A 19,732-nucleotide genomic window follows, 5' to 3' on the forward strand; every position below is an offset into this window, starting at 1 on the left:
TGTCGACATAATTAATTACAAGAGTTCTTCCAGCAATCCCTTTGGTAGCTTCAGCTGTTTTTGGAATTTTAGCTAAACAAGGTGTAAAATCTTTTGTAAAATCAATATCTAAACACGCTTTGCAAAGAGCAGGACAAAGAGGTATGACTAAGCATATGATGGCAAACACCTTAAAAAATGGTACTAAATACACCGATAAGAAAACAGGAGCTAAAATTTTATACGACAAGAAAACAGGTACTACTTTAGTTATCAAAGGCAACAAAGTTGTGACAACTTATAAGCAAAAGAAACCTAAAAAAGTATGGAGAAAGGGTCATTAATTTGATTTCAAAAAATATAAAACTACAAGATTCTTCATATGAATCAAGTAATACTTCATTAACCTTAAAACTTAAAAGAATAGAAAATGATGAGGACAGTAAGATTTATTATTTAGACGCTGTACTTGAATTTGAAAATGAAAAAGCTGAAACAGAATTAGCTGTTTTTGACTTCGACATTGATTTTCTGAAAAACTTAGAGTATTCATTCCCTGTAACAGACATTTATTTCACAGAGCCTGATATATCATTGACAGTCATTGACTATGAGAGTGATGAGCTTTGTATATACGTTAACTTAGATTCTGGATTGAAGCATAAAAATGAATCTACTGACTCTGGATTGTCAATAAGACTAAATGTAGAAAAGCAAGTATTTGACAACTTTATTAATCAGATTATATTATTAGAACAAGAGCAATAAATGTAAATATTTAAATTATATTGTTACAGGTTAAAAGTAATTGAAACATATGGAAATTGGGAGTTAGCTTTATAATTATATAAACTTAACTCCCTTTTTTTGCCCATTTACGTGTTTTGTGAGTGGAGGATAGACTGGTTTAATTTACTAAGCTATTTAACTCTTTCGAAAGAAATACCATCTGAAACAAGCGAATCACCAACATGGTATAAAACAGCCTTATCTCCCTCTGAATCAATCCCGTATAGTTTCCCATCTTCTTTTACTATTTTGGCTTTATGAGGTTTTTTTCTGCCTCCTCTTTGGTTGAATAATCGTCATATTCAATAATATTCATGCTGTCATTTTTAATTATAAGTTTTAACTTATTACCATCATAACCTTCCCATTCACCATTCAACTCCTTAATTTCTTTATCAACACAACCAGTTAAATTATTTGAAACTTTTTATAATCCATTACTTCTTTTTTGATAAACTCAATACTCGGATTATCTAACTTTTGATAAGCTCCATTCCTCTTTTTCTTCATAAAAAATACACTCCTTTCACCTTTAATAAAAGTAGTGAAAGAAGTGATAAACGATGACATATTACATCATTTTGTTGTTTACGCAATCACACAGCAAGAACGACAAGCAATGTTATCTTTACAAATTCAACATTCTGCTTAAGTTTTTGAATCACATAAAAATTGATTGTTATTCTTACCATTTTTTCAAATGCTTAAAAACGTTGATTTGACGGTGTTATCTTCTACACATTAAAACGGAAATGCACGACATCGCCATCTTGCATGATATAGTCTTTACCCTCTAAGCGCATTTTCCCCGCTTCTTTTGCACCTTGTTCACCATTATGTGCAACGAAGTCTTCGTAGCTCGTCACTTCAGCACGAATGAAACCACGTTCAAAGTCTGTATGAATGATACCCGCACATTGTGGCGCCGTCATCCCTTCCTTAAACGTCCATGCACGCACTTCTTGCACACCTGCTGTAAAGTACGTCGCCAATCCTAATAAATCATATGTTTTACGAATTAAACGATTCAAACCAGGCTCTTCAATCCCTAATTCTTCCAAGAACATCGCTTTATCTTCCTCGTCTAATGTCGCAATCTCTTCCTCGATTTTGGCACTGATGACGATCACTTCTGAATCTTCTTGTGCCGCATACTCACGAATCGCTTTCACTTTATCATTTTCTACGTCATTAATTTCATCTTCACCAACGTTTGCGATATATAACATCGATTTTGATGTTAACAATTGCGCTTGATTCACATACTTTTGATCTTCATCATTAAATTCTAAACTACGGACAGGTTGCCCATTTTCAAGTGTTTCTTTAATTCTTGTTAAAATACGCACTTCATTCACGGCTGTTTTGTCTTTTTGTTTCGCCATTTTCTCTAGACGTGGCAAACGTTTTTCAACAGATTCTAAATCCGCTAATACTAACTCCATGTTAATCACTTCAATATCTTCAATCGGGTTCACGCGTCCTGCAACGTGTGTCACATTTTCATCATCGAATGCACGCACAACTTGGCAAATGGCGTCAACTTCGCGAATATGTGATAAAAATTTGTTTCCAAGCCCCTCTCCTTTTGAAGCGCCTTTCACGATACCGGCAATATCTGTAAATTCAAACGTTGTGGGTACCGTTCTTTTCGGATTTACGATTGCTTCTAATTGTGTTAAACGTGTATCAGGTACCTCAACGATGCCGACGTTTGGATCAATCGTTGCGAAAGGATAGTTGGCAGCAAGTGCACCTGCTTTTGTAATTGCGTTAAATAAAGTTGATTTTCCGACGTTAGGTAAGCCGACAATACCAGCTGTTAAAGCCATGTTTCATTCTCCTTCTCATTTGAACTCGCTTTTTCGAGTACTTTTTTTATTTTTTTGTTGAAAGTTTGACGTGGTAACATAATACTGCGCTGACAATTTTCACATTTGATACGGATGTCCGCACCCATACGAATGATTTTAAAGCGATTTGTTCCACATGCGTGTTGCTTCTTCATCTCTACTATATCATTTAATTCATAATTTGAAGCCACTCAATTTCACCTCTATGCTTCCTTGTTTTGTTGTTCTTGATATAACTGGACAAGTGTTGGCATTGGTGCTTCAATACCTTCAGATTGTAGAAATTCTTTTAACTCGCGGCGTAAAATACGTGAGCCTCCAAAGCTTTCACCCGGCAACGTTTCACCCGCCACACGAATCATCACTTCATAGCTGTTGAATTTATCGACACCTAACACTTCAGGGGGTTCGATAAAAATATCATACTTTTTAGGAATCGTTTTTAAGAAGAGATTCATTTTCTTCTCTACATCGTCAATTTTCTCATGAATTGACACTGGAATATCAATAATGGAGACACCATTCGTTACTGAGAAGTTGGTCACCTCGCTCATCGTCCCGTTTGGAATAATCGAAAGCTCACCTGTAAACGATAAAATGCGTGTCGAACGTAGACCAATCGATTTGACAGTCCCTTCCGCAATCGGTGCACTGTTGTTTTTAATGCTCACATAGTCCCCGACATCGAACTGATTTTCAAATATAATAAAAAATCCTGTAATGACGTCTTTCACGAGGGTTTGTGCACCAAAACCAATTGCTAAACCTACAACGCCGGCCCCTGCTAAAATACTTTCAACACTAATGCCAAATTTGCTCAATACTGTTGTCAAAGTAATAAACCATACGATATAGCCAACGACATTTTGAACAAGTGTAATTAATGTTTTTGACCTTTTCGCACGTGTTGATTTACCTGAACGATTGTTGACTTTAAAAAATTGTGCGATGACTTTGTTTAAAATACGAACAACGATAAAAGCCGCCAACACATATATTAAAACGATAATCAATTTCGTTAAAAGGTTGGAATATGTTTCTGGATCTAATAACGGTTGAACCATACTTTTTAATATCGCTTCTAATTGATTCATAAGTAACTCCCTTCTCTATGCATCATCTTGAGTGATGTATGTTGATGCCTGTGCCCTTTTCGCCATTACATGTTTTTAAGCAATTGAATCAGTCTGCGATAGTCACTTTCAGAGTGGAATGTAAAAGTAATCTCGCCTACGTTTTTCTTCGTCGTAATTTCTACACTTGTACCATATTGTTCTTTCAATTGTTGTTCATGTTGGCGAATCAGTGCAGGCTTTTTCGTCGTATGCTGTTGACGCGTGGTCGCTTGTTGCGTGCTGCCTGTATGTTCAGCGACGCGTTGTTCCAAATATCTTACGCTCCAAGACTCCCGGATGGCTAACTTTGCGTAGTGTACCATCGTTTCCGGTGTTTTGAGTGCGAGTAGTGTGCGCCCATGTCCGCCTGAAAGTTGGCCTTCTCTTATTAAAGTCCTAATCTTAACAGGTAACTTAAGTAGTCTCAACATATTCGCTATATACGGTCTTGATTTGCCTAACCGTGCCGCGACCTCTTGTTGTGTCAGAGTCAAATGTTGCATTAGCTGTTGATAACTTTCTGCCTCTTCTAATGCATTTAAATCTTCACGCTGTAAGTTTTCGATAATCGCCAGTTCGCGCATCTCACCATCTGAAAATGGTTTAACAATAGCTGGGATGTCCGTTAAGCCTGCCTCAAGACTTGCCCGGTAACGGCGTTCACCCGCTACGATATGATACCCTTTGATCGCTTGCGTTACGATAATGGGCTGCAACACGCCATGCTGTGCAATCGATTGCGCAAGTTCTGTTAACTTTTCAGCATCAAACGTTTTGCGAGGTTGGTACGGATTCGGTCTAATTTCCGTCAATGCCAGTCGTTGAACTTGCTCGGAATCATTTTGTTGACTTTGCCATTTTTCAGTCATCCTTCTCACCAACCTTTCAATTTTTTTACCATTTCATTTTACTGTTTGCACCATTGAGACACAAGCTTTTCTCCATGATTTTGACAGATGTACAATTTCTTTCTCTTCTAAATTTTCAGAAAACATATTGACAACCTTTTTGACTTCGTGTAAAGTGTGTTTTATCAAAGTACAACGTCATACGACTACACACTATAAAAAGGAAAGTAAAACGTCCCCTGCATTTACAGAGAGCCTTCGTTCGCTGAGAGAAGGTATTGAAAGCACGTTTGAAAATGGCCTTGGAGTGTTGGTACCGATATGAGGTATCACCGGGTTCGCCCGTTATAGCGACTCAGTATTCACATTTTGTGGCACGGTAAAGTATTCCAAAGATATCCCTCACATTCCGTATCTATCATACGCTTTACTGTGCATACAATTTCGCGTACTGGAAGAGGTGATTTGAGCAATCATGTCACGAACAAAGGTGGTACCACGAACAAGCTTTCGTCCTTTATATCTAATATCTTATTGGATCTAAAGGACGGAAGCTTTTTTATTTTTGAAGAGGAGGTTGAACTGATGAAAGCAACAACACTGGCACAAATTGCGTTGACTCAAGATAACACTGGTGCTATCGCAAATCCAATTTATCTCTCTACGGCATACCAACATGAAGGACTCGGACTATCAACGGGATTTGACTACACACGAACTAAAAACCCGACGCGACAAGCTTTTGAAGATGCATTTGCGCGACTTGAAGGCGGTATCGCATCATTTGCGACGGCAAGTGGCATGGCGAGCATCCAATTAGTCTGTAACCTTTTCAAGCCCGGTGATGAAATACTTGTCTCGTTTGACTTATACGGCGGCACATTTCGACTATTTGAATTTTACGAAACACAATATGGTATTCACTTTCACTACATCGATTTTGAAAATACAGACGCTGTAAAGGCTGCCATCACACCGAAAACGAAAGCCTTATTTATTGAACCGATTTCGAATCCGTTGATGATTGAAATTGATTTGACACCTTATTATGACATAGCAGCAGAGCACGCGTTATTAACGATTGTCGACAATACATTTCTCACACCTTATTTGTCGACACCTTTACTCGATGGTGCAGATATCGTGTTACACTCAGCGACGAAATATATCGGTGGGCACAATGATGTCCTTGCTGGCGTCGTCACTGTGAAAGATGCAGTCCTTGCAGAAAAGTTAGGCCAATTTCACAACATGATTGGTGCGACACTTTCACCGATTGACAGTTACTTATTGTTACGTGGATTAAAGACATTGCATCTTCGCGTCGAACGGTCACAACAAAATGCGCAACGATTTGCAGCTACGTGTGAAGATTTGACAGGCATCCAAGACGTGCTCTATTGCGGACGAACAGGCATGTTAAGTTTACGTCTCGAACCTGGTTATAGCGTCGATCAATTGTTGCGACAGCTGAAAGTATTGCGTTTTGCAGAAAGTTTGGGTGGCACAGAAACTTTTGTCACTTTCCCTTATACACAAACGCACATCGATATGCCAGATGAGGAAAAGGATCGTCGTGGCATTGACCAACACTTAATTCGACTTTCGATTGGTATTGAAGCTTACGAAGATATTGAACAAGATTTCATTCAAGCACTCGAAAAATCAAAAGAGGTGAGCACAGATGACACGTTCTAAACAAACTGAACTGATTCATGATACACAACGTGGCGTCGCGTATCAATGCGCCAATCAACCGCTATATTATGCATCGACGTATCACCAACAACGATTAGGCGAGGCTGTTCCTTATGATTATGCGCGGAGTGGCAATCCTAACCGCGAATTACTCGAAAGAAAACTCGCACAACTGGAAGGCGGAAAGCGTGCGTTCGCATTCAACTCTGGTATCGCCGCGATTACGGCTGTATTTTTAACTTTAAAAGCAGGCGACCACGTCATTTTACCGGATGATGTGTATGGTGGGACGTTTCGACTTACAGAGCAAATTTTATCGCGCTTTGGCCTGACATTTACAACAGTGAATGCTGAAAATGTGGCAGAAATTCGTGCAGCGATTCGCCCGAATACACGGCTCATCTATGTAGAAACACCGTCGAACCCGCTGTTCAAAATTACAGATATTCGAAAAGTCGTTCATATAGCCCAAGCACACGACATTTTAGTAGCGGTGGACAATACGTTTATGACGCCACTTTGCCAAAATCCACTGGCGCTCGGTGCAAATATCGTCATTCATAGCGCGACGAAGTTTTTAGGCGGCCATAGCGATCTCATTGCAGGGGCAGTCATTACAAATGATGACACACTCGCTGAAGCACTGTATTTAATACAAAACGGCACAGGAACTGCTTTGTCCGTTTATGATAGTTGGACATTGACACAACACCTAAAAACATTTGTCGTCCGTTATGAACAATCTGTCAAAAGTGCACAACAGATTTATCATTTTTTAGAAGCACATCCGGCGATTGCGCAAGTGTACTATCCAGGAGACAATAGCGTACACCTCAGCCAAGCAAAACACGGAGGTGCTGTCATTGGCTTCCGTTTAAGAGATGAAACTTATGCGCAACGATTTGTCGATCAGCTCACTTTACCACTCGTCTCAGTCAGTCTCGGCGGTGTAGAAACGATTCTTTCACACCCTTATACGATGTCACATGCCGCCATCCCTCAAGAGATTCGAGAAGCGCGTGGCATTACGTTCGGACTATTTCGATTGAGTGTTGGGTTGGAAGATGCTGACGAATTAATCGCTGACCTCGATCAAGCATTAAAGGAGGGATCCTATGAGTCGACTACTGAACGCACTGAAAAACAATATTCTCGTCGCTGATGGTGCGATGGGGACGATTTTATACTCAGAAGGCTTAGACACTTGTCCTGAAGCTTACAATTTGACGCATCCTGACAAAGTTGAAAGCATTCATCGGTCGTATATTCAAGCCGGCGCAGATGTCATTCAAACGAATACATACGGTGCCAACTTTGAAAAGTTACAACAGTTCGGATTGGAACATCAAGTCAAAGCGATTCATCAAGCTGCTGTAGCCATTGCTAAACGCGCTGCAGGACCTGACACATTCATCTTAGGAACGGTTGGTGGCTTTAGAAGTACAAAACAAGGCGAACTGTCACTGTCAGCCATTCAATATCATACTGACATTCAAGTCGATACACTCGTGGCTGAAGGTGTCGATGGCCTGTTATTCGAAACATATTACGATGATGAAGAATTACTGAATGCGATTAAGCAAACACGACAAAAGTATGACATTCCGATTATTGCACAACTGACCGCTTCCAACACACATTATTTAGTGAATGGTAAGGAAATCAACAGCGCATTACAACAATTGGTCGAAGCAGGTGCAGACATTGTCGGGTTGAATTGTCACCACGGCCCACATCATATGAAACGTACTTTTGGTCATATCGAATTGCCAGACAACGCTTACTTGTCGTGCTATCCGAATGCGAGCTTACTCGATATCGATCAGCAAACCTTTAAATATAGTGACAACGCGCAATACTTTGGTGAGACCGCGGAGCAACTCATTCAAGAAGGGGTCCAGCTTATCGGTGGCTGTTGTGGTACAACCCCTGAGCATATTCGTAAAATTAAAGCAGCAGTGCAAGGGTTAAAGCCAATCAAAGAGAAAAAAGTGATTCCGATCCATCAAAAACCAACGTCAGAAGCACCGAAGCCAACACGTCAAAATTTGGCAATGCGTGTACGAGAACGACCGACTATCATCGTCGAACTTGATACACCCAAACATCTCGATACGACGAAATTTTTCCAAAATGTCAAAGCTCTAGATGACGCACAAATTGACGCTGTAACGCTAGCGGACAATTCTTTAGCCACGGTTCGCGTATCGAATATTGCAGCCGCGAGTTTAATCAAACAACAATTCAACATCGAGCCACTCGTCCACATTACGTGCCGAGATCGAAACTTAATTGGACTCCAATCTCACCTCCTCGGTTTGTCGTTAATCGGGGTAAATGAAATTTTAGCGATTACTGGAGACCCTTCGAAAGTCGGTCATCTCCCCGGCGCAACAAATGTGTACGACGTAAATTCAAAAGGATTAACCGAACTTGCACTTAGATTTAATAAAGGGGTGAATACAGACGGCGATACATTAAAAGTCGCCACACAGTTCAACATTGCGGGTGGTTTTGATCCACATGTAAGCAACATCAAAGCTGCTGTACGTAAAATGGAAACAAAGATTAAAAGTGGCATGCATTACTTTATTACACAGCCAGTCTTCACAAAAGAAAAAATTGTCGAGATTTACGAAGCGACAAAGCATCTCGATGTCCCTATTTTCATTGGGATTATGCCGATTACGAGTTACAAAAATGCATTGTTTTTACATCATGAAGTCCCTGGTATCAAAATGTCAGACGATGTACTCGCACAGTTTGAAGCTGTTGCGAATGATAGACAAGCAACGTATGAACTGAGCCTATCCCTTTGCAAATCACTTATCGACACCGTCCATACGTATTTCAATGGTCTTTATTTAATTACACCATTTGAACGTATTGATTACTCATTAGAACTTGCAGCTTATTCAAAATCTATTACAACATCCCATCAGGAGGCGATATTATGACAATTAAAACAACAAACTTAGGATTCCCAAGACTTGGACACAAACGTGAATGGAAAAAAGCTATTGAAAGCTACTGGAACAACAAAATCACAAAAGCTGAATTAGACGACACGTTACAACAATTGCACCGTTCGAACTTAGTACTACAACAAAACTACAATCTGGATAGCGTACCAGTGGGCGATTTTTCATTATATGATCACATTTTGGATACATCCTTATTGTTTAATATTATCCCGACACGTTTCCAAGACCGTGACGTAGATGACGATCTCCTTTTCGACATCGCACGCGGTAACAAATCCCACGTCGCAAGCGCACTCGTAAAATGGTTTAACACAAACTATCACTATATCGTACCTGAATGGGACAATGTGACACCTCGCGTGAACCGTAACCGTTTATTAGAACGTTTTAATGAAGCAAAAGCGCACAATATTAATGCACACCCTGTCATCGTTGGCCCTGTGACATTCGTAGCACTTTCTAAAGGTGGCGATCAATCATTTGAAGACAAAGTACGTACGTTATTACCACTTTACGTTGAAGTATTACAATCACTTATCGATGCAGGGGCAGAACTCATTCAAATTGACGAACCGATTTTAGTGACAGATAAAGCGGCTGAATTAGAAGCCATTACACGTGAAGCTTACGAGGCATTTGCGGAAGCTGACGTCGCAAAATCGTTAGTCATTCAAACATATTTCGAGCGTGCAAATGTGAAGTTTTTAAGCGCATTACCAGTCAAAGGGCTTGGATTAGACTTTGTACATGATCGCGGCTACAATTTACAACAAATCGAAAATGGCGACTTCGACCGTTCAAAAACATTATTTGCGGGTATCATCGACGGTAGAAATGTATGGGCTGCAGATGTTGAAGCGAAGAAAGCTTTAATCGAAAAATTATCCCAATATTCCGACGACTTATATATCAACCCATCTTCTTCATTATTACACGTCCCTGTTTCATTAGAAGATGAAGTGTTGGAAGATGACATCCGTGACGGTTTAAGCTTTGCGACAGAAAAATTAGAAACGTTGGATGCATTGAAACGTGCTGTGAATGACAACGATACTGAAGCATATAACCGATTACATGCGCAATATATACGTTTCCAAAGCCAAGCCTTCAAAAACCTTGAGTATGACTTTGAGAGTGTTCGTGCGAAACGTGCTTCAGCTTTCTCTGAGCGTAAAGTCGTGCAACAGCAACGTTTAAACTTGCCAGATTTACCGACAACGACGATTGGCTCATTCCCACAATCACCAGAAGTGCGTAAACAGCGTGCAGATTGGAAAAATAACCGTATTACTGATGAAGCGTACCGTCAATTCGTACAAGATGAAATTAAACGTTGGATTGAAATTCAAGAAGATATCGGTTTAGACGTCCTTGTTCACGGTGAATTTGAACGTAATGACATGGTTGAATTCTTTGGTGAAAAGTTAGACGGCTTCCTCGTAACGAAATTTGGCTGGGTACAATCATACGGCTCACGTGCGGTAAAACCTCCAATCATTTACGGAGATGTAAAATGGACAGCACCATTAACAATTGATGAAACCGTATACGCACAAAGCTTAACGGACAAGCCAGTGAAAGGGATGCTGACAGGCCCTGTAACCATCTTAAACTGGTCGTTCGAACGCGTGGACATCCCTCGCTCAACCGTTCAAGATCAAATTGCGCTTGCGATTAATGAAGAAGTGTTAGCGTTAGAAAAAGCAGGCATCCAAGTGATTCAAGTCGACGAACCAGCATTGCGTGAAGGCTTACCATTGCGGAAAGAATACCACGAAGATTACTTAGTAAAAGCCGTGCATAGCTTCAAACTTGCGACATCTTCTGTGACGGATGAAACACAAATTCATACACATATGTGCTATTCGCAATTTGGACAAATCATCCATGCGATTCACGACTTAGATGCAGACGTCATTTCAATCGAAACCTCTCGTAGCCATGGTGACCTCATTAAAGACTTTGAAGACATCGATTATGATTTAGGTATCGGTCTAGGCGTTTATGACATTCATAGCCCACGTATTCCGACAGAAGAAGAAATTACGACAGCAATTGAACGTGGTTTACAACAAATCGACCGTTCATTATTCTGGGTCAATCCAGACTGTGGTCTCAAAACACGTAAAGAAGATGAAGTGAAAGCCGCATTGACAGTGTTGGTGAATAGCGCACGCAAATTACGTCAAGAAGCTGTCGAGGCGAATTAATAGTAAGGACACGCTTTCAAAGCCAGAGAGCAATGAGATTGAAGTCTTTCGATTATACTCGCCATTGAGAACACAATCATCTTCAATAAAAAATAGGACAGACGTTGAGACATTTGTTTCTCAACCTTTCCTATTCTTTTATGTGTATAAGTTGTATTAAAATAATCCATCAATTCAGCTTAATTTGTCATATGATGTTTGGATTTGCTTAATTACAAAAACTTGTCTTCATTGATTCACGATTTAAATGCAAGATTGCCAAAGTGGATGAGACTCCCGAGGGATGAAGTTGAAAACAAAATAACGTCATTTAACTTTGATAGTGGCTACTGTTTAACGCAGTAGCTGTCTGACTTATCAATGCATATACTTTTGAGAAGTCTAGTCATCCTTGCGGGGGCAGTACGACGAAATCTTTGTGCCACATGCGATTTCTGTACTGCTCCCAAAATCCAATTTGACTTCCATCAAATGTACAATTTAAAAAGCCAAATTTAGTTGAGGCAAGTCCCCTGGGAACGCGAATCCATAGAGGCAATCGCAAAAGGCATCATTCATATCAAAGAGGACAAATATAGAAAAATGGTTGTTTTAAGACCCCCTCGAGACTTCCATGCAACACAAAAAGCTTCTCTTCCCATTTCAATTGAGGAAAGAAGCTTTTTATATAATGTATTCCATTACTTTAATATTTTCTTAAAAATTGTGCATCTTCTTCATGGTACGTTTCCATAACATATTGATGTACGGCATGAATGACACGTTGAATGACGTCTGTAGAATAGGCTAAAATACGAAATGTTAAACCATGAGTCGGAAGCAATGTCACACCGACACGACAATGTTCATCGATATAAGGTGTCACCACTTCTTGTACCGCTTCAACGACTTTCTGATTGACACCTGGGCTAATATAAAAACAAGAAGCCATATGTGTGAACCCTTCCATATAGCCCATATGCGTCACTTTATTTTTCTGCGTATCTAACTTCAAATTATCAAATACGACCAGTTTTTCATCCACATAAATTTCGTTTTTGAGGTGTAAGTAATGATAATTAAATTGGCGCCCTTCTTTATCATAACCTGGTGTTAAAATATCGGTATAAAACATCGAAGCAGTCGGACTCAAATGGAATTGATTGACTTGATAGAATTTCGCCTCTGAATAACCAATAATCGGATCACTAATAAATTCCATAAATGATTCGTCATCGAGTTGAAACGTTTGGTACTGCTCGACTTTATCTTCCAATGTTTTAAAAACAATTGTCGCACCTTGAGTCGTTAAAATCGCATGCGTACGTGGCTCAAAGTGGACAGTCATGCGGTATCGGTCACCGTCCACGAATCCTCCGCCTAAGTTAATCAAAAACATCGTCGGATGAGGACTTCCATTTAAATAAGTGGGCCGAATGACTTTAAGCCCACCTTGGAAATACGTTTTCCCATTTACAGTACGTCTACCGTCATGTTTAAAGGTTAAATCTAACTCACCTGTCCATTTAGAAATTGCCATTACGCTAACCCTTCAAAAAAGATGTCCTTTTTAATCCAATTTAACACATCATCTAAACCTTCATCCGTTTTTAAGTTTGTAAATGCGAACGGACGATTTTTACGGAATTTCTCTGTATCTTCAGCCATACGTTCTAATGAAGCCCCTACATATTGCGCTAAATCTGTTTTATTAATCACAAAGTAGTCAGATTTAATCATGCCTTGACCACCTTTACGCGGAATCTTTTCACCTTGCGCGACGTCAATAATATAAATTGAAAAATCAACCAGTTCTGGACTGAATGTTGCTGCTAAGTTGTCACCACCAGACTCAATAAAAATCAGTTCAATATCTGAATGACGCTCCATGAGTTCATCAATCGCCGCGAAGTTCATGGAAGCATCTTCACGAATCGCTGTATGCGGGCAACCCCCTGTTTCCACACCGATAATACGGTCTTCTGGCAACACGCCTGAGTTAACTAAGATTTTTTGGTCTTCTTTTGTATAAATATCATTCGTAATAACGCCAATGCTTTTCTCCTCAGATAGACGTTTTACAAGTTTTTCGATAAGTTGTGTTTTCCCCGCGCCAACAGGTCCACCTACACCAATTTTAATCGGTTTCATGCTCCATTCCTCCTATGAAATAAAAATACGTACATCTACATTTTCATGTTCCAACTGATTCATCTCGATACCAGGTGCTGTCAAACCAAAATCCGCTTCATCCAATTGCATCACGCCCTCACGTGTTGTCGTAATAAATGGAATCATGTCAGCTACGATTGTTTGTCCTTCTGTTTGCCCTAACGGTATCGCACGCACAGCATTTTGTGTTAAGCTTGAAACATTTTGGTAGTAGTAATAATCAATAATTTTTTCAATTTCAATCCCTAAGTGATAGCCTAGCAACGTAAACACGACTGCCGGATGGGTATGCAACTCATATGCTGCGGCCTTTTCACCGTACCAGTCCAACCATTGATCTTCATGGTAAATCATACGCGCAAGCTGAATCATTCGTTTCCCCATTTGTTTCGTCCCATTTCTCGTTTCTCGCGGAATATTTTGCACAAACAGCAACTGATCTAGTCGCTCAATCGCTGCCGTATCATTCGCTTCGATTGCTTCATACACGAGACGCATCGCCAAACCATCTGTATATGTAAGTTGCTCTTTCAAAAACACCTCTAACCAGGCTTGAAATGAAGCCCCGTTATGAACATCTCCACGTTGAATATACGTCTCTAACCCGAAAGAATGACTGAACGCACCTGTCGGAAATTGAGAATCACAAAATTGAAAAAGCTTTAAATAGGCTTGATTAATCATGAGAATGTCCTATATGTTTAAAGGCTTGGTTGACCTTTCTATCTTCACGCTGATAAGGAATACCGAGTCCTTTCAATAAATCTTCAACTAAGTAATCATACTGTACCAACATTTCATTATCATCTGTAAACTGCGCTGGCAAGTGACGGTTACCAAGTTGATGCGCGATATCCCCCATCTCTTTAATGGTACGTGGTTTAATCGCAATAATATCTTCTGAGTTCACATCAATAATAATCATATTTTTGTCATCACGGTATAAAATGTCTCCATATTGTAAGTCGATCGGTTGACTCAGACGAATCCCAATTTCAGTGCCATGATCTGACGTGACACGCTGAATACGCTTCACTAAATCTGAGTTTTCTAAGTATACTTTTTCAATGTGTATATTTTTGTCCTCTTGAGATAAATTGGCGATGTTACCTTGAATTTCTTCTACTATCATATCTCTGTCATCTCCTTGAATAGCGATAAATCACACCAATGAATGCCTCTTTCATGACGTGTACATTTCTAGCAAACTAGATAGTTGGTCAATGTGTCTCATTTAGTAATTTGCCTAGAAGTACTATCAACGACCAAATATTATTCAATGATAACATATCGCTCTATACTCGCCATGAAAAAACAAAGTTCGATGTTTAGTTACTTAATACTTTATCATATTTCAGCATTGAAACGTAAGCAATTGACCAATAGAATCTTTAACATTATGTCCCACTTATATCGTTCACACTCATAAAAAAGCAGTCCTTTTTACTTTTTGAATAAAGTGATGCAACTCAGATATAGTTATTGCTGAAAAGTACACTCACACGTATCACTGCTGGTTTGAATAATTACATATGCACTTACTTATAAAAAATGAGCTATATTATAGGAAGTACCATTGTAATAATAACTTCATTACACTAAAACAATATATTGGCCACACAATAGTATGATAATGAGAATGTTTCACCAAAAATCAATAAAGATGGAAACATTAACAAAGATCCTACTATACAAATGTGACTCTGCTCTTAATTTTCCTCCTATTACTCGCTTAGCCACTTTTATTGTTATAAAATCATATCTAATTGTATAATAGGTATAATTAGAATTATCAATTTTTAATTGAAGAAAAATTTGAGTTATCGTTATTTCATACGATACACAACTAAACAATAATGAAATTGGAGGTATGCATCATGTTAAAGCTTGCAGAATGGAAGGATGAAAAAGAAACACTTCATCGTTTAGCACAAATTCTAGGTAAACATAAACTCGCGAGTGCCTTTCAAGAACCACAATGGGGGCATGTCATTTTAGATATTACAACAACAGGATTTTCTACTGGATTATTATTTTATCAATCCTCCACATATAGTGTAAGTGTCAACCTTGTTAAACATCTAATTTTGATTGAAACAAATAACGGTGAAGAGACCATTCCATTAAAAGATGGTGTTACAATTCAAAGTTATTATGAACAAATTCAAGACGCCTTACATCGTCATGGGATAGAGGTCACTATTAATGAACGCCCTCAAGAAGTGGCAGATACAACTTTATTCTCTCAAGATACAAAACGCCACCATTATAATGAAGCAATCAGTAAAGAAGTATTAAAGTTAATGTCATTTGCAACGCGAGCGCTTCAGTATTTCATCGCACCTTATCGTGCACGCAAAATTAAACCGGGACTTTTCTGGGGTACTTTTGACATCTCTTGTTTAGTCCATTACAACTCTTTCCACGAAATGTTCGAGCCGAACCAAGTCATTGAATATGCTGCTTTTGATGAACATTTTATCGAGTTTGGTTTCTGGTTTGGGGATGATCGATTCGAAGGTCCTACATTCTTTATCTTACCTTATCCTTTCGTAGACAAATCATTTACATTCGATCAACCATTGATTTCAGAAGCCTACTTTGACAAACAACTCACTGAATTGATTTACGAAATGAATGCCATGACACCAGAAACCTTGGAGACACTGTCAACATTCTTCAATCAAGGTTTTGAGATATTCAAGTCTCATTTATCTTGGGAAAACTGTCACCACTATCATGTTCCATTAAAAATGAATGAAAATCAAATTCAAAAAATGCCATATGCACATTAAGTAAATGCAATCTTATAAAAAGGCGAGAATCTCATATTTCTTGATGAGACCCTCGCCTTATTCATTCTAATATTTTATTATCCACCATATACATCATGGTATTCAGGTGTTCTCTCTAATACGCTTTTTGCGAAAGGACATGTAGCATGAATTTTGAAATTGTTTTCACGCGCATCCTTTACTGCAGCTTCTACAAGTTGTTTGCCTACACCTTGACCTCTTAGTGAATCCCCAACTACTGTATGGTCGATGATAATTTGAGTTCCCCCTGGTACATAAGTCATGATTGCTTCAGGATTACTCTCTGAATCACCTACATAATACTTATTATGCCCTTTTTTAACTTCTGCCATCATTATGCCTCCTCAAATAGTTATCGTTCACCGCCCATTATAAACTTTTCAATGTACATATCAAAGCATTTGGCTCTCTGGTATAAAAATTAAACTTATTGCTTTACAAAGTTTTCTTTCCACGTTATAATTGCCTCGAATTCGAAATAAAAGGAGGTGTTGGCATTTGCAGAGAACAGAAACCGCACTCAAAACATTAATCGGCATCAAACGAACCAATGACATGATTGATAAGACGATTCGCAATGATGTCAAATCGTACGGCCTTAGTGTCACTGCGTTCGCTGTACTTGAACTTTTGTACAATAAAGGTGAACAAAGTATACAACGAATTCAAGAACGCATTTTGATTGCCAGTAGCAGCACTACTTATGTTGTTAATTCTTTAGAACAAAAGGGCTATTTAAAACGACGACAATGTCATAAAGATAAACGCGTAAGTTATGTAGCTTTGACTGACAAAGGCCAGCAGCTCATGGAAAAAATCTTCCCAGAACATGCACAAGCTATTGAGACTGTATTTTCAGTCCTGACAGATGAAGAATTAAACACTTTACAACAAGTTTTAAAAACATTAAGTACACAGCCATAGTATGAACTGAGCAGTGTCCACGTATTTCATGCAATATGGTAATTGCATTAGAGACTATTAATTTAAAAGGGAGTTTTTAAAAATGAAACAATATCCATTAAAAGGTATCCACCACGTAACAGCAATGACAGATGATGCAGAACGTAACTATCACTTCTTTACTGATGTGCTCGGTATGAGACTTGTTAAAAAAACAGTAAACCAAGATGACATTTATACGTACCACACTTTCTTCGCTGATGATGAAGGTCACGCTGGTACAGATATGACATTCTTTGATTTCCCAAACAACCCTAAAGGCGCACCAGGTACAAACTCAATCAGTCGTACTGGTTTCCGTGTACCAAACGATGCAGCTTTAGAATACTACAAAGCGCGTTTCGACGAGTTTGGTGTTAAACACGACGACATCGACACAGTATTCGGTACTAAAGTATTACGTTTTGAAGAAGAAGACGGTCAAAGATATCAACTCTTCTCAGATGAAAATAATACAGGTGTTGAACCAGGTGTCGCATGGAAAAATGGTCCTGTGCCTCAAGACAAAGCCATTTACGGTTTAGGCCCAATCGAAATTACAGTTAGCTACTATGATGAGTTCAAACAAGCATTAATGGACCTTTATGGTATGAAACCTATCAAAGAAGAAGAAAATGTAACACTTTTAGAAGTAGGTAAGGGCGGTAACGGCGGTCAAGTTATCTTACGTAAAGACGAAACAACAGAAAGCCGTCCAGGTTACGGTCAAGTGCATCACGTATCATTCCGTGTAGAAAATGACGAAGCAATTGAAGAATGGTTCGAAAGATACAATGAATTAGGTGTAAGAAGCTCTGGTATTGTAGACCGTTTCTACTTCAAAGCACTTTACACTCGCGTGGGTCATATCTTAATCGAGCTTTCAACTGACGGTCCTGGATTCATGGGTGACGAACCATACGAAACTTTAGGGGAAACTTTATCATTACCACCATTCTTAGAAGATCAAAGAGAGTACATCGAATCTGAAGTACGCCCATTTGACACAACGCGTAGTACAAAATAAGAGACACAGTCATATGCAAAAGTGATATGAGAATGGAGGGCGATCATGTACGCTTTTTACGCATCTGAATTATCAAAGCAACAAATGTATAAATTTTTAATCGGTTCTGTTGTGCCTCGACCTATCGCATTAATTACGAGTCAGTCTGAGGAAGGTCTTCTCAATATTGCACCGTTCAGCTTTTTCAATATTGTCTCTTCAGAACCGGCACTATTGTCGGTAGCAGTCAATCGTAAAGAAGGCGCGATGAAAGACACTGCGCGCAATATCTTAACGACGAAAGAAGCAGTCGTACATGTCGTCACTGAAGCTAACGTTGCGAATGCGAATCAAACGGCTGCCCTGCTACCTCCTGATGAAAGCGAATTGGATCATACGACATTTACAACGACAGATTCGGAAATGGTCAACGTGCCTAGCTTGAATGAAAGCAGTATCCGATTTGAAGTCAAGCTCTATCAGCACGTTGAAATTAAAAATGATCGCAATGAAAACACGAACGATTTGTTATTACTTGAAATTCAAAAGGTTTATATAGATGAAGATTTATTTGATCTAGAAAAAGGGTATGTAGATGTAGAAAACGTTCAACCTGTGAGCCGACTTGCTGGCGACAATTATGCGCGTCTCGGCGAAACATTTACAATTAAAAGACCCCGATAATTATAAAAGAGGTGAAATATTATGGAACATATTTTTAAACAAGGTGAACCATCACAGCCTACATTTGTCTTATTACACGGTACAGGTGGAGACGAACACGATTTATTACCCGTTGCAGAAATGCTAGACCCATCATACAACGTGTTAGGCGTACGTGGAAACGTATCAGAAAACGGCATGAACCGCTTCTTCAAACGTCACGGTGAAGGCCAATACGATGTAGAAGACTTGAAATTTAGAACAACTGAATTGCACGAATTCCTTGAAAGTGCAGCAAACCAATATAACTTCGACTTAGATAAAGTCGTTTTAGTTGGCTTCTCAAACGGCTCCAACATTGCGATTAGCTTAATGTTAGAAGAAAATATGCCATACAAAAAAGGCTTATTATTCGCACCACTTTATCCATTAGAAGTACCAGAAAATCTTGACTTATCAGGTAAATCTGTCTATCTCTCTATGGGTAAAAACGACCCAATCGTCCCTGTTTCAGAGAGCGAACATGTCCGCGCTATTTTCAAAGACCGCGGTGCTGATGTGACTGAGTACTGGGTCAACAGCCACGAATTGACACAAGGTACAGTTTTAGCAGCGAAAGAAACATTATAAGTACGAAAAAGAGCTTAGGTGCTTATCGCCTAGGCTCTTTTTTTGATG

General features: G+C 39.1%; 20 protein-coding genes and 1 other annotated feature. Of the genes, 11 read left to right on the forward strand and 9 right to left on the reverse strand.

Going from position 1 to position 19,732, the window contains the following annotated elements:
• Window positions 1-41: 41 nt before the first annotated feature.
• Together BJK46_RS00845 and BJK46_RS00850 are read left to right on the forward strand one after the other, a co-directional pair.
• Entirely contained in the window at window positions 42-323 is a 282-nt protein-coding gene (locus BJK46_RS00845) for a hypothetical protein (protein ID WP_096548396.1), read from the forward strand.
• A gap of 1 nt (window position 324) precedes the next feature.
• Window positions 325-747, forward strand: coding sequence for a hypothetical protein (locus tag BJK46_RS00850; protein WP_014614928.1), 423 nt, complete (start codon window positions 325-327; stop codon window positions 745-747).
• 755 nt (window positions 748-1,502) lie between these two features.
• Here the strand turns inward: BJK46_RS00850 and ychF are convergent.
• The 4 genes from ychF to BJK46_RS00870 all read right to left on the reverse strand — a co-directional run bounded on the left by ychF (window position 1,503) and on the right by BJK46_RS00870 (window position 4,605).
• The gene (gene ychF / locus BJK46_RS00855) at window positions 1,503-2,600 is read right to left on the reverse strand and encodes a redox-regulated ATPase YchF (protein WP_014614930.1); all 1,098 of its coding nucleotides are present in this window, start codon (window positions 2,598-2,600) and stop codon (window positions 1,503-1,505) included.
• Entirely contained in the window at window positions 2,591-2,812 is a 222-nt protein-coding gene (locus BJK46_RS00860; RefSeq protein WP_014614931.1) for a DUF951 domain-containing protein, read from the reverse strand. Before BJK46_RS00860 ends, ychF begins: the two co-directional genes overlap by 10 nt.
• A 12-nt stretch (window positions 2,813-2,824) precedes the next feature.
• A complete protein-coding gene (locus tag BJK46_RS00865; RefSeq protein WP_014614932.1) occupies window positions 2,825-3,715 on the reverse strand; it encodes a mechanosensitive ion channel family protein in 891 nt (296 codons plus the stop codon).
• A 65-nt stretch (window positions 3,716-3,780) separates the two neighbouring features.
• The gene (locus BJK46_RS00870; protein WP_020220247.1) at window positions 3,781-4,605 is read right to left on the reverse strand and encodes a ParB/RepB/Spo0J family partition protein; all 825 of its coding nucleotides are present in this window, start codon (window positions 4,603-4,605) and stop codon (window positions 3,781-3,783) included.
• A 185-nt stretch (window positions 4,606-4,790) separates the two neighbouring features.
• Window positions 4,791-5,105 (forward strand) — a binding site (T-box leader).
• Window positions 5,106-5,169: 64 nt separating this feature from the next.
• Here BJK46_RS00870 and BJK46_RS00875 point away from each other — a divergent pair.
• The 4 genes from BJK46_RS00875 to metE are packed head-to-tail and all read left to right on the forward strand — an operon-like array spanning window position 5,170 to window position 11,476.
• Entirely contained in the window at window positions 5,170-6,282 is a 1,113-nt protein-coding gene (locus BJK46_RS00875; protein ID WP_065354659.1) for a PLP-dependent transferase, read from the forward strand.
• Window positions 6,269-7,444: a cystathionine beta-lyase MetC gene (metC, locus tag BJK46_RS00880; protein ID WP_063278715.1), complete on the forward strand. Its 1,176-nt coding sequence runs from the start codon at window positions 6,269-6,271 to the stop codon at window positions 7,442-7,444. Before BJK46_RS00875 ends, metC begins: the two co-directional genes overlap by 14 nt.
• On the forward strand, window positions 7,398-9,239 hold the full coding sequence (locus tag BJK46_RS00885; RefSeq protein ID WP_014614936.1) for a bifunctional homocysteine S-methyltransferase/methylenetetrahydrofolate reductase: 1,842 nt from the start codon (window positions 7,398-7,400) through the stop codon (window positions 9,237-9,239). Before metC ends, BJK46_RS00885 begins: the two co-directional genes overlap by 47 nt.
• Complete coding sequence (gene metE / locus BJK46_RS00890) at window positions 9,233-11,476, forward strand: 5-methyltetrahydropteroyltriglutamate--homocysteine S-methyltransferase (protein WP_103263525.1); 2,244 nt, start codon at window positions 9,233-9,235, stop codon at window positions 11,474-11,476. The genes BJK46_RS00885 and metE overlap by 7 nt, the downstream gene beginning before the upstream one ends.
• A gap of 685 nt (window positions 11,477-12,161) precedes the next feature.
• Here metE and BJK46_RS00895 read toward each other — a convergent pair.
• Genes BJK46_RS00895 through ureE form a run of 4 tightly spaced genes read right to left on the reverse strand, consistent with a single transcriptional unit; the run spans window position 12,162 to window position 14,759 of the window.
• On the reverse strand, window positions 12,162-12,995 hold the full coding sequence (locus BJK46_RS00895) for an urease accessory protein UreD (RefSeq protein ID WP_014614938.1): 834 nt from the start codon (window positions 12,993-12,995) through the stop codon (window positions 12,162-12,164).
• Window positions 12,995-13,606 carry an urease accessory protein UreG gene (gene ureG, locus BJK46_RS00900; RefSeq protein WP_014614939.1) on the reverse strand — a complete coding sequence of 204 codons (612 nt, stop codon included), beginning with the start codon at window positions 13,604-13,606 and terminating at the stop codon, window positions 12,995-12,997. The genes BJK46_RS00895 and ureG overlap by 1 nt, the downstream gene beginning before the upstream one ends.
• A 12-nt stretch (window positions 13,607-13,618) precedes the next feature.
• Window positions 13,619-14,311 (reverse strand): urease accessory protein UreF, encoded by a 693-nt coding sequence (locus BJK46_RS00905; protein ID WP_015728508.1) that lies wholly within the window; start codon window positions 14,309-14,311, stop codon window positions 13,619-13,621.
• Window positions 14,304-14,759: an urease accessory protein UreE gene (ureE, locus tag BJK46_RS00910; protein ID WP_014614941.1), complete on the reverse strand. Its 456-nt coding sequence runs from the start codon at window positions 14,757-14,759 to the stop codon at window positions 14,304-14,306. Before ureE ends, BJK46_RS00905 begins: the two co-directional genes overlap by 8 nt.
• 745 nt (window positions 14,760-15,504) lie before the next feature.
• Between ureE and BJK46_RS00915 the strand changes: the two genes are divergently transcribed.
• On the forward strand, window positions 15,505-16,422 hold the full coding sequence (locus BJK46_RS00915; RefSeq protein WP_014614942.1) for a DUF5996 family protein: 918 nt from the start codon (window positions 15,505-15,507) through the stop codon (window positions 16,420-16,422).
• Between the two features lie 77 nt (window positions 16,423-16,499).
• Here the strand turns inward: BJK46_RS00915 and BJK46_RS00920 are convergent, their stop codons facing one another.
• Window positions 16,500-16,775 (reverse strand): GNAT family N-acetyltransferase, encoded by a 276-nt coding sequence (locus tag BJK46_RS00920; RefSeq protein WP_014614943.1) that lies wholly within the window; start codon window positions 16,773-16,775, stop codon window positions 16,500-16,502.
• A gap of 166 nt (window positions 16,776-16,941) precedes the next feature.
• Here BJK46_RS00920 and BJK46_RS00925 point away from each other — a divergent pair, with 166 nt between their 5' ends.
• The 4 genes from BJK46_RS00925 (at window position 16,942) to mhqD (ending at window position 19,684) form a co-directional block, all read left to right on the forward strand.
• Window positions 16,942-17,367 carry a MarR family winged helix-turn-helix transcriptional regulator gene (locus BJK46_RS00925; RefSeq protein WP_014614944.1) on the forward strand — a complete coding sequence of 142 codons (426 nt, stop codon included), beginning with the start codon at window positions 16,942-16,944 and terminating at the stop codon, window positions 17,365-17,367.
• An 82-nt stretch (window positions 17,368-17,449) separates the two neighbouring features.
• Entirely contained in the window at window positions 17,450-18,412 is a 963-nt protein-coding gene (locus BJK46_RS00930) for a ring-cleaving dioxygenase (RefSeq protein ID WP_014614945.1), read from the forward strand.
• A 45-nt stretch (window positions 18,413-18,457) separates the two neighbouring features.
• Window positions 18,458-19,075 carry a flavin reductase family protein gene (locus BJK46_RS00935; RefSeq protein ID WP_014614946.1) on the forward strand — a complete coding sequence of 206 codons (618 nt, stop codon included), beginning with the start codon at window positions 18,458-18,460 and terminating at the stop codon, window positions 19,073-19,075.
• Between the two features lie 21 nt (window positions 19,076-19,096).
• Window positions 19,097-19,684, forward strand: coding sequence for a methylhydroquinone degradation carboxylesterase MhqD (gene mhqD / locus BJK46_RS00940; RefSeq protein WP_014614947.1), 588 nt, complete (start codon window positions 19,097-19,099; stop codon window positions 19,682-19,684).
• The last annotated feature ends 48 nt before the right edge of the window (window positions 19,685-19,732 follow it).

The organism is Staphylococcus pseudintermedius (assembly GCF_001792775.2).
In the GTDB taxonomy this organism is placed as follows: domain Bacteria; phylum Bacillota; class Bacilli; order Staphylococcales; family Staphylococcaceae; genus Staphylococcus; species Staphylococcus pseudintermedius.